The 12,170-nt window shown below is 33.5% G+C and carries 8 protein-coding genes; all 8 read left to right on the plus strand.

Annotated elements, in window-relative coordinates:
• The first annotated feature begins 7 nt into the window (after positions 1-7).
• The 8 genes from DFQ06_RS15905 (at position 8) to DFQ06_RS15940 (ending at position 12,163) form a co-directional block, all read left to right on the plus strand.
• The gene (locus DFQ06_RS15905) at positions 8-319 is read left to right on the plus strand and encodes a DUF6660 family protein (RefSeq protein WP_133968809.1); all 312 of its coding nucleotides are present in this window, start codon (positions 8-10) and stop codon (positions 317-319) included.
• A 122-nt stretch (positions 320-441) separates the two neighbouring features.
• Positions 442-4,776, plus strand: coding sequence for a CusA/CzcA family heavy metal efflux RND transporter (locus tag DFQ06_RS15910; protein WP_133968811.1), 4,335 nt, complete (start codon positions 442-444; stop codon positions 4,774-4,776).
• Positions 4,777-4,780: 4 nt separating this feature from the next.
• Positions 4,781-5,986 carry an efflux RND transporter periplasmic adaptor subunit gene (locus DFQ06_RS15915; protein WP_133968813.1) on the plus strand — a complete coding sequence of 402 codons (1,206 nt, stop codon included), beginning with the start codon at positions 4,781-4,783 and terminating at the stop codon, positions 5,984-5,986.
• 3 nt (positions 5,987-5,989) lie between these two features.
• Complete coding sequence (locus DFQ06_RS15920) at positions 5,990-6,403, plus strand: Fur family transcriptional regulator (RefSeq protein ID WP_133968815.1); 414 nt, start codon at positions 5,990-5,992, stop codon at positions 6,401-6,403.
• Positions 6,404-6,459: 56 nt separating this feature from the next.
• On the plus strand, positions 6,460-6,822 hold the full coding sequence (locus tag DFQ06_RS15925) for a DUF3703 domain-containing protein (protein ID WP_133968931.1): 363 nt from the start codon (positions 6,460-6,462) through the stop codon (positions 6,820-6,822).
• Positions 6,819-8,771: a heavy metal translocating P-type ATPase gene (locus tag DFQ06_RS15930; protein ID WP_133968817.1), complete on the plus strand. Its 1,953-nt coding sequence runs from the start codon at positions 6,819-6,821 to the stop codon at positions 8,769-8,771. The genes DFQ06_RS15925 and DFQ06_RS15930 overlap by 4 nt, the downstream gene beginning before the upstream one ends.
• 77 nt (positions 8,772-8,848) lie before the next feature.
• Positions 8,849-11,266 (plus strand): TonB-dependent receptor, encoded by a 2,418-nt coding sequence (locus DFQ06_RS15935; protein ID WP_162857683.1) that lies wholly within the window; start codon positions 8,849-8,851, stop codon positions 11,264-11,266.
• A gap of 135 nt (positions 11,267-11,401) precedes the next feature.
• Positions 11,402-12,163 (plus strand): COG4705 family protein, encoded by a 762-nt coding sequence (locus DFQ06_RS15940; protein ID WP_133968821.1) that lies wholly within the window; start codon positions 11,402-11,404, stop codon positions 12,161-12,163.
• Positions 12,164-12,170: the final 7 nt, after the last annotated feature.

Raw genomic sequence — 12,170 nt, forward strand, 5'->3', positions numbered from 1 at the left:
TGCTTCAATGAAATTTATAGCCTTCATATTATCAATTTATATTTTCGCGCTTAATTTAGCACCTTGCGAAGATAATACCACGCTTGATAATGAAGTGCAGATAGAGATTTCACAAGGAACGGACAATGACCATCAACACCAAGACTCAGATTTATGTTCGCCTTTTTGTATTTGTCAATGTTGCCATATTAGTGCAACATATATGCAATTTGCAAACTTAAAATTTGATCTCCCTTATATTTCTACACAAGATTTTTTCTATCTCAATGGTACAGAAAAAGATTTTACTACTTCAATTTTACAGCCACCAAGGGTATAATTCAGTTTTTTAAAGGATAAATATATCCATTTGTGAGCCTATAAGGTTCTTTTTATTTCGTTCAATTCTATTTCTTATATCAGAATTGTATCGAGAAGTTTAACTGAATTAATACATTTTCTATGATTAATAAAATCATTGATTTTTCAATCAATAACAAATTCATTGTTGGTTTGCTAACGCTTACCATTGTTGGAGCAGGTATTTGGAGTATGACCCAAGTACCTATAGATGCTGTTCCAGATATTACCAACAACCAAGTACAAGTCATTACACAAGCACCTAATTTAGGAACAGAGGATATCGAGCAAATCATAACCTATCCAGTAGAGGTAGCAATGAGCAATCTACCTAATGTTCAAGAAATTCGTTCAATTTCTCGTTTTGGCTTATCAGTTGTTACCATTGTTTTCGATGATGATATGGGAACGTATCTACCACGTCAATTAGTCGCTGAAAAACTCAATGACATCAAAGGACAAATTCCCGATGGGTTTGGAGAACCTTCAATGGGGCCCATTTCATCTGGTTTAGGTGAAATCTATCAATACACACTTAAAGTGAAGCCCGAATATAAAGGCAAGTATTCAGTTACTGATTTGCGCACTATGCAAGATTGGATAGTACAGCGTCAAATGGCTATGGTAGAAGGTGTGGTAGAGGTTAATGCTATTGGTGGAAAAATTAAGCAATACGAAGTCGCCGTCGACCCAAACGAGCTACGGGCAATAGGCTTAACAATTACCGATGTCTTTGAGGCTTTGGAAAATAACAATCAAAATACTGGTGGTGCATATATCGAAAAGAACCATCAAGCTAATTTTATTCGTGGCGAAGGTTTGGTTCGTAGTTTGGATGATATAAAAAAAATCACCGTAAAAAACACCAATAATATTCCTATAACTATTGGCGACATTGCCAAAGTGCAATTTGGTTCTGCTATTCGTTATGGCGCATTAACACAAGATGGCGAAGGAGAAGTTGTAGGTGGTTTGGTTATGATGCTTAAAGGTGCGAATTCTAATGATGTTATCGAGAATGTAAAAGTTCGAATGGCTCAAATTGAAGAATCATTGCCTGAAGGCGTGATTATTGAACCTTTATTAGACCGTAGTAAATTAATAGCAGAAACGACATCAACGGTAGCTGGAAACCTTATTGAAGGCGCATTAATAGTCATTTTTGTACTTATCTTTTTATTAGGAAACTGGAGAGGTGGTTTAATAGTAGCTTCAACAATTCCATTATCACTATTATTCGCATTTATTCTAATGAATGTTTTTGATGTTTGGGCTAACCTAATGAGTTTAGGAGCAATAGATTTCGGAATTATTGTCGATGGTGCTGTGATTATTGTAGAAAGTACCGTTTTCCTAATTGCTTCGCAAATTCTAAAGAAAAGGAAATTGACATCAAAAGAGCGTGATGGTGTTGCAGCAATTGCCTCAAAAAAAATGATGAATGCTGCCTTTTTCGGCCAGCTGATTATTTTAATTGTATTTCTGCCAATATTAGCATTAGAAGGTATTGAAGGAAAAATGTTCAAACCAATGGCATTGACTTTCATTTTTGCAATGATTGGCGCCATGGTACTTTGTTTGACGTATGTGCCAATGATGTCTGCCTTGATTTTAAGAGCACCAAAGTCAGACAAAAAATCTTATGGCGATAAATTTGTCCATTGGGTAGAACGTAAATACCAACCTTTATTAGAAAAATCTTTAAAAAAAGGAAAACTAATAATTGGTGTTTCTGTTGTTTTATTCGGTATTGCAGTCTTTATTTTTACACGAATGGGTGGCGAATTTATACCACAACTTGATGAAGGCGATATTGCATTTCACGCCATTTTAAAACCAGGAAGCTCACTTACTGAAACTATTGAAACGACTACAAAAATTGAGCAAATTGTAAAAGCAAAGTTTCCGGAAGTTGAAAAAATAGTAAGTCGAATAGGTGTTGCCGAAATACCAACAGATCCAATGCCAATGGATATTGCAGATGTTTTTGTGATTTTGAAACCAAAAAGCGAATGGACTACTGTTGAGACAAAAGATGAACTCATTGAACAAATGAAAGAAGCAGTAGAAATGGTTCCTGGTGTAAATTATGAATTTACGCAACCCATTGAGATGCGTTTCAATGAATTACTTGAAGGCGTTAGAGAAGATATTGCGATAAAACTCTATGGAGAAGATATAAATGTATTATCTCAAAAAGCAGAAGAAATATCCAAAATTATTGCAGGTACAGAAGGCATTGGCGATATGAAAGCCGAAGCTACAACAGGCTTACCACAATTGACGATTACATATAATCGAAATAAATTAGCTCAATACGGACTGCAAATAAATACATTGAATCAAATCGTACAATCTGCTTTTGCAGGTGGTACAGCAGGAATTATTTTTGAGGGCGAAAAGCGATTCGATTTAGTAGTAAGATTGAGTTCTCAAAATCGAAAGGATATTTCAGATGTTCAAAATTTATATATCAATTTACCGTCTGGTAATCAAATCCCACTTCGGGAAGTTGCGGATGTAAGCTATAAAGCTGGTCCAATGCAAATAAGTAGAGATAATACTAACAGAAGAACTTACGTAGGTATTAACGTTAGGGGACGTGATGTAAAATCTTTGGTAATGGAAATAAAATCAAAGTTAGATGATAAATTAGAATTACCAACAGGCTATTTTATTCGTTATGGTGGCGCTTTTGAAAATTTAGAACGTGCCAGTAATAGATTACTAACTGTTGTTCCACTTGCTTTACTTCTTATTTTTGTTCTTATTTATTTTGCTTTAAAATCACTACCACAAACCTTAATGATTTATATCGCAATTCCTATGGCAACCATTGGTGGTGTTGTAGCGTTGTGGTTAAGGGATATGCCATTTAGTATTTCAGCTGGTGTAGGTTTTATCGTTTTATTTGGTGTTGCGGTTTTAAATGGATTAGTAATGGTTAGTGGTCTGAATGAACTTAAAGAAGAAGGCGTTACCAATCTTAAAGATAGAATTACCGAGGGAACAAAACGAAGAATTAGACCAATTATGCTTACCGCTTTTACAGATGTTTTAGGGTTTTTACCTATGGCAATTTCCGCATCAGCTGGAGCAGAAGTTCAGCGACCTTTAGCAACTGTTGTAATTGGTGGTTTATTAACCTCTACATTATTAACATTGTTCGTTTTACCAATATTATATCACTGGGTAGAAAACAAATCATTCAACTTAAGAGCAAATAAAAAAGCGATTACAGTTACTGCAATGGTAGCTTTTATGTTTTTCTTACCAATAACAGGAAACGCGCAAGAAGTTAACGATACGTTGCCAACTATTGCAATGAATGAAGCAGTTAAATTATCAAAAGAAAATTTCCCGCTTTTAAAACAAAAGCAATTAGAAATCAGCAAACAAGAGCAGTTAAAAAGTACGGCTTATGATTTTGGAACGACTCAAATTTTTACTGGTGGCGAGGAAATTAATAACGGAAATGGTATTTATACGACTATAGGTATTGGTCAAAGTAATATTGATGTGTTTGGTATTTCTGCAAAAAAACGATTGCAAGAACAACGCATTCAACTAGCTCAAAAAGCGTTTCAACTTTCAGAATTAGATTTAGAATTGGAAGTAAAAAAAGCGTGGGCAAATGCCTTGCAGAGTAAAAGGAATTATAATTTATACAAAGAGTTAGATTCTATATATACCAACTTTGAAAAAGCAGTAGCATTAAATTATGAAGTAGAAGCTATTTCAAGGTTAGAATATTCAGCAGCTAAAAATCAAGCCTTACAGATTCAAAATAAATTTATGCAATCAAAAAGTGAATATGCTATTGCATTACAACAGTTAAACCTATGGCTGGTTTCTGATACATTCTATACGGTTCCAAGTGATTTTGAAATTACTAACGACATTGATGTTGATGCTTTCAACCTTGAAGAGCATCCTTTATACGGTATAACACAATTACAGGTAACAGAGGCAGAAGCAACATATAAGGTAGCAAAAGCTGATAATTTACCCAAGTTAAATATTCAAGGTGGATTACAAAACGTAAATGGCAATTCAGGTTTTTACACCTATCAAGCAGGTATTTCAATTCCTTTTTTATCTGGTTCAAATAAAGCAAAGGTTAAAACTGCCAAAATAGATAAGGAAATTGCAGAAACGAACATTCAGTTCAAAAAACAAGACCTACAATCCAAGTTTATACAATCAAAAGAGAATTATCAAAAATGGAAGACATCTTGGTTTTTCTATAAAAATGAGGTTTTACCACTTGTGAAAGAACAAAAAGTGGGTGCTTTATTTGCCTATAAAGAAGGAGAGATAGATTATACAGGATTTACACAACTCATAAAAGAATCTATTCAATCTGAATTACAAGCTCAAGAAGCATTAATAAATTATTTAGAAAGTACATTTCAACTACAATATTTTAATCAATAAGAAAATGAAAAACACACGATATATAATCTTAACATTACTAACAGTTTCACTTTTAGTTGTTGCTTGTGGAAATAAAGAAAGCCATAAAGAAGGCGATGGTCATGCACATAACGAAGATGCAAAGCCAGAAACTGAAGAACACCATGATGATGGCGAGGAAGTGATGCTATCACAGCAACAGTTTGACGCATTACAAATGAAAACAGACACCTTGGCATTGCGTAATATGAGCGGTTATGTAGAAGCCAATGGTACATTAGAAGTGCCACCACAAAACGAAGCAGCAATAACTTCTGTAGTTGGTGCAAATGTGGTATCTATAAAAGTAATTGAAGGCGATAAAGTTAATAAAGGTCAAGTGGTTGCCTATCTGTCACATCCTAATATAATAAAAATGCAGACCGATTATTTGAATGCTTTTAGCAACAGTAATTTTTTAAATAAAAATTTTGAACGTCAGAAAAAATTATATGATGCAGGAGTTGGTTCTGGAGCAAATTTTCAAAAAGCTGAAGCAGAATATGATGCCTCTAAAGCTATGGTAAATGGATTGGAAGCTCAATTGAGACTATTAAACATAAACACGTCATCAATACGAAATGGAACAATTGCTCAAAGTATATCATTACGTAGTCCAATAGAAGGCTTTGTCCAAAAAGTTGAAGTTAAAACAGGACAATATGTAGAACCGCAAACCGAACTTTTTGAAATAGTAAACACGCATCACGTTCATGCAGATTTAATGGTGTTCGAAAAAGACGTTTATAAAGTAAAGAAAGGTCAAAAAGTGATTTTCAATTTACAATCCAATACAGACGAAGACCTTACGGCAGAAATCTATTCGGTAAGTAAAACTTTTGAAGATAACCCTAAAGCACTACACGTCCATGCTGAAATTGAAAACAAAAAAGGGAATCTAATTCCAGGAATGTATATTAAGGGTAAAATTCAAGTTGAGAACGCAAAAATTCATGCATTACCAGAGAGTGCAATAATAAAAGAAGGAGATAGATTTTATGTCTTTTCAGTAGAAAAAGAAAATGACGATTGGAGTTTTAAGCCAGTTGAAGTGCTTTTAGGAGAAAAAGATGGTAATTGGATAGCTGTTCAATTTGCTGAAGAACAAGATAAAGCTACAAAATTCGCTTATAATAATGCTTATTATTTAATTGCTGAAATGAAAAAAGGAGAAGCAGAACACGAACATTAAATTATGCAAACCATAGAACAATTATTAGAGTCAAAAAACATACGTGTTACGGCAATGCGATTGCTTATTTATAAGTTTCTTGCTGAGAAGCAAGTAGCTGTAACATTAAGTGATATAGAAAATGCGTTTGATAAAGCAGATAGAACGACGTTGTATAGAACAGTAAAAACATTTGAGGAAAAAGCGATTGTGCATCAAATAGATGATGGCACCGGCATTACTAAATATGCGCTTTGTGAAGAAGGCTGTAACTGTGAGATTGAAACCGATTTGCATTTACATTTTCATTGTAATATCTGTAATGAGACCGTTTGTTTAACCGAACATAAAATCCCTCAAATTAAAGTGCCTGATGGCTTTGTTTCGGAAAATGTAAACTTGGTTGTAAAAGGTATTTGTGATAAGTGTAGTAGATAACAAATGCACTTCCATTGCACTTACTTTTAAATTACTTTTATCATAAATTAGTGGATCTGAAGTTTAATACTAAAATACCTAAACCTCTTAAACAGGCTTATATTGAAGAATTAAAACAATACAGTTTATGTTTAGAAAATAAGCAGTATGGTAATGCTTGGTATCATTTAGAACGCGGTCATATCATAGGTCAATCTTACCCAATAGAACATACCGGTTCACATTGGTTAATGCTAGAGTTTGGATTTAGGCAAAAAGATACTAAAGAAGTAATAGGTCAAATGATTAGGTTGCTTGTTGGTGGTTGGAAATCATTTATAAATCACGTTCCACTTGGTAATACAGGTGGTGCAAACGTACCGCCATTAAAACGTATGCCTATTCCAAATGATATTGAAAAATTATTAGATACAAAATGAAAAAAAAGAAAGTCAATTTAAGAGATTTAAAATCAGCTTCAGAAGCGCAACACACGCACGATGGTGGTCATAATCACGGTAATGGAAGTGCATTCAAAACCTATGTGCCAGCAATTATAAGTTTTGCGATGCTTATGATTGGTATCTGTTTAGATTATTTTGATGTTTCATTCTTTAAGGATTGGATTCGTATTGCTTGGTATGGTATTGCATATTTACCTGTAGGGCTTCCTGTGGTAAAGGAAGGTTGGGAAAGTATTAAAAAAGGCGATGTGTTTACAGAGTTCTTTTTAATGTCCATTGCTACTATTGGTGCGTTTATCATTGGAGAATATCCAGAGGGTGTTGCAGTAATGTTGTTTTATGCAGTTGGCGAATTATTTCAAGCTGCTGCTGTAAACCGTGCAAAAGGAAATATAAAAGTCTTATTAGATGTTAGACCCAAAGAAGCCAATGTATTTCGTGAGGGCGATTATAAAAATGTTTCGCCTGAAGATGTCAATATTGGAGAGAAAATTCAAATTCGTGTAGGTGAAAAAATTCCATTGGATGGTATTTTATTATCTGAAAAAGCATCATTAAATACCGCAGCTTTAACAGGCGAGAGTAAACCTGATTCCATACAGAAAGAAGCAAAAGTTTATGCAGGTAGTATTAATTTAGAAAGTGTAATTGAAGTTGAAGTAACCAGCAAGTTTGAAGATAGTTCTATAGCACGTATTCTCGATATGGTGCAGAATGCCACAGCGCGCAAATCGAAAACAGAGTTATTCATCAGACAATTTGCACGAGTTTATACACCTGTCGTAGTGTTTTTGGCTATTGGAGTTACATTTTTACCATACTTTTTTGTAGATGATTATGTTTTTAGAGATTGGTTGTACAGAGCTTTAATTTTCTTGGTAATTTCGTGTCCTTGTGCTTTGGTTATATCCATTCCGTTAGGTTATTTCGGTGGATTGGGAGCTGCTTCAAAGAATGGAATTTTATTTAAAGGTGCTTCATTTTTAGATGCCATGACCAAGATAAATACATTGGTAATGGATAAGACAGGAACAGTTACTAAAGGTGTTTTCAAAATAAAAGAAATCAAAGCAATTGGTTGGGATGAAAAAGAGTTTATGAAGTACCTGATGGCTATGGAAGAACAATCAACACATCCAATCGCAAAGGCCATTTTAGAATATAAAGATGAAGGTACAGATTATGAGGCTTCCGAAGTATCTGAAATAGCAGGAAAAGGTTTAAAAGGTATTGTAAATGGTAAAGCTGTTTTAGTTGGTAATATAGCCCTAATGACAGCTAATAATATTGATGTTTTAGAGGAAACAGAAACTATTGTAGAATCGATTGTTTTGGTTGCGATTGATAACAAATTCGCAGGTTATGTGGTTATTGCAGATGAATTAAAAGACGATGCAAAAGAAACGATTACTGCATTGTATAAAGTAGGTGTCAAGAATATAATGATGCTCTCTGGAGATAAGGATTCCATTACTCAAAAAGTAGCTTCCGAATTAAATATCGAAATTGCTAAAGGTGGTTTATTACCAGAAGACAAATTGAATGAAGTTGAAATTTTAAAACAAAACCCCAATAATAAGATTGCTTTTATAGGCGATGGCATTAATGACGCACCAGTTTTAGCAGCAAGTGATGTAGGAATTGCAATGGGTGGACTGGGAAGTGATGTCGCAATAGAAACCGCAGATGTTATTATTCAAACCGACCAACCTTCAAAAGTGGTAAAAGCAATTAAAATTAGTCGTTCCACGCGTAAAATTGTATGGCAAAATATTGGTTTGGCATTTGGTGTAAAAGTGATTGTTCTAATTTTAGGTGCAGGTGGTTTGGCTACCATGTGGGAGGCAGTATTTGCAGATGTTGGTGTTGCATTATTGGCGATATTAAATGCGATAAGGTTGCAAAAGATGCAATGGAAAGATTAGAAATATAATTTAAAACACATTCTTTAGCATCTCTTTAGATTTGAATAGTACTTTTGCGGGTATAAAAATTGAATCTAATGATAAAACAAACGCTTACAATATTTATACTTTTTATTTCATTCATTGTAAATGGACAAGAAACAATTACTATTTCTGGTCAAATAATAGAACAAGAAACACAACAAACTTTTCCTTTTGTAACAATTTCTATAAACGATGAATCTACAAACAACATTGTTACAGGGACTATTAGTGATGATGATGGTCGGTTTGAAATTAAGGATTTAAAAACAGGTAAGTACATTGTAAATATTAGTTATTTAGGATTTGAAACAGTACAACGAAAAATTTCTTCAGGTGGATTAAATCCAATTTTCGATCTAGGTAAATTAGAACTTAAAGCTTCTACCGAATCTTTAAACGAAGTGACTATTGAAGCAAAACGAGCTACTGTAAACTCTGCTTTAGATAAAAAATCATTTAGCCTAACCGATAATGTAGCACAATCTGGCGGTTCTGTTGTTGATGCTATGAAAACAATGCCAGGAGTCGCTTTCGACCAAGACGGAAAAGTGGTGCTACGTGGTAGTGACAAGGTAGTGGTGTTAATAGATGGCAAACAATCAAGCCTTACAGGTTTTGGAAATCAAAAAGGATTAAATAATATTCCAGCTTCTAATATTGAGCGCATTGAAATTATTAATAACCCTTCAGCAAAATACGATGCTAATGGTTTTGCTGGAATTGTAAATATTATTTATAAGAAAGAAAAACAAACAGGCTTAAACGGTGATGTTGGTTTATCCTTTGGTTTGGGAGCTTTATCTAAACGCAGAGAAGATACACCTACGGATTATGGAAGCTTTTCGGTAAACCCTAAACTGATTCCAAGTTTAAATCTTAATTACAGAACGGATAAGCTTAATTACTTTTTACAATCGGAATTTATAATTCAAGAAGCTTTACCAAATAATGAGTTTACAACTAGAAATTACGATGATGGTCGTAACATCATTTCACAAGTTCCCGAAAATAGAAGACAGTTTCGTTCTATAATTACGGGAGGAGTAGATTGGGAACTTAGCGATAATGATGCCATTACTTTTTCTGGAATGTACGACCGAGAAAAACATATTGATACCTCGCAAGTTGCATTTATTAATTTAGATAATAACGTTCGTAATCGTTTGTACACTTGGAAAGAAGAAGAGATAACAAGCTATATAAATGTAGCAACAAATTACAAGCATAACTTTCCTCAGTCAGGTCATTCGTTATCGGCGAATGCTCAATATACAAGAGGTCTGGAAGATGAAAGTTATTTTTTAAACGATAGTTCTGCCATTAGAATTGGTAGAGATATGACTAATATTAGAGCGATTGAGCACACCACAAGCTTATCAACAGATTACACTCGTGCATTAAGTAGTGGTAAAGTAGAAGCTGGTGCAAAAGTTAGGTTTAGAAATTTACCTGTAGATTATACTATAAATAGAGGAAATCAATCTATAATTTATCCTAATTTAGGCGATTTTTCAAAATGGAAAGAAAACCTTTATGCATTCTATGGAAATTACCTTTTAGAAAAAGAAAACTTCGATGTTGAGGCAGGACTTCGAGCTGAACAAACTGAGGTGTCTTATCAATTAGACCCAACAAATACTTATTACGCCTCTAATGATAAATATGATTATTTTGAATTATTTCCAAGTGTACGATTCACATATAAATTGAATGATAAAAGTAAATTCTCATTGTTTTACAACCGTCGTGTAGACAGACCAGGAGAACCAGAATTACGCATTTTTCCGAAGTACGATGATCCCGAATTATTAAAAGTCGGTAATCCTTATTTACGTCCACAGTTTACAAACAGCGTAGAAGCAGCACATCGTTATAATTGGGGTTCAGGCTCATTGTTTTCAGCCGTATACCACAGACAGATTAAAGGTGCTTATCAACGTATATTTAGTGTAGATAACAGTAATCCAGATTACGATATTGTAAATAAAATATACCAAAACACGGGAGAAAGTACCAATACAGGGTTTGAGTTATTGTTCAGCCAAGACTTAACCGAAAACTGGAAATTAACAGCAAGTACCAATGTTTACAGAAACAGTATTAATGCTTATGATGGGACATTGCTATTTCCGTTTGTAAGAGCGTTTAGTATTGATAAATCATCAGATACAGCAGGCGATTTTAAAATTTCAAATTCATTTAAGCTTCCTTATCAAATAGAAGCACAAGTTACGGGGCTTTATTATTCTAAACGTAATATTCCACAGGGAGAAGAGTTGGCAAGGTCTTCAGTAGATTTAGGTTTAAAGAAATCTATTTGGGATAAAAAAGGAGAAATTACATTGTCTGTAAGTGATTTGTTCAACAATTTTGGATTAAGGCAACGCATCTCAGGAGAAGGGTTTACAGCAACTTATGAGAATTATTATGAAACTCAAATTGTAAGATTAGGAATGAAGTATAAGTTTTAATAAGAGATAGCTTTAGTTTTTCTTTAAAATCATATGTTACTTTTATAACACAATATAAGCCCTGTAAGAGAAAGTAGATTTATAATTAATAAAATCTTCTTTCTTTTATCAGGCACAATTAAACTAATAATGATTATGAAAGTACAAACATTAAATAAAGTTGCAGAAATAACAGCTTTATTTTGGCTATTAAAAATAATAGCGACTACGTTAGGTGAAACGTTGGGAGATTTTATTGCCCAAACTTTAGGCTTGGGATATTCTGTTGGTATTTTAATTACGTTAACGTTTTTTTTAATCGTTCTAAGTGTTCAGTTGTATTCAAAAAAATACGTGCCATTATATTTTTGGCTTGTTATAATTGCTACAACAACATTAGGAACTGAAATTTCCGATTTTATGGATAGAAGTCTTGGGCTAGGTTATACATATGGTAGTTTAGTTTTAGCTGTAGGCTTAATCACAACACTTTTACTTTGGTATAGTAAATACAAGAATTTAGAAGTATATCCTATTATAAATAAAAACAAAGAGTTGTTTTTTTGGATTGCAGTTTTATTTTCAAATAGTTTGGGTACTGCTTTTGGTGATTATTTAAGTGATGAAATTGGTTTAAGTTATTTAGTTGGAGCATTAGTTACGGCATTGATCATAGCATTCGTTATTTTATTGCATTATTTCACAAAAGTGAATCAAATACTATTATTCTGGATTGCCTTTGTATTTACTCGACCATTTGGTGCTACTTTTGGCGACTTTCTTACCAAACCGTTAAGTAAGGGCGGTTTAGATTTAGGAACATTACTAGCATCTACGGTTTCGGTGGTGTTAATAGCAATATTTATTTATATTTCTCATTTACAACATCAAAATAAATTATTAAAGAATGGCCTTTAGATTTGCT

It is taken from the genome of Algibacter lectus (assembly GCF_004368925.1).
GTDB classification, from domain to species: domain Bacteria; phylum Bacteroidota; class Bacteroidia; order Flavobacteriales; family Flavobacteriaceae; genus Algibacter; species Algibacter lectus.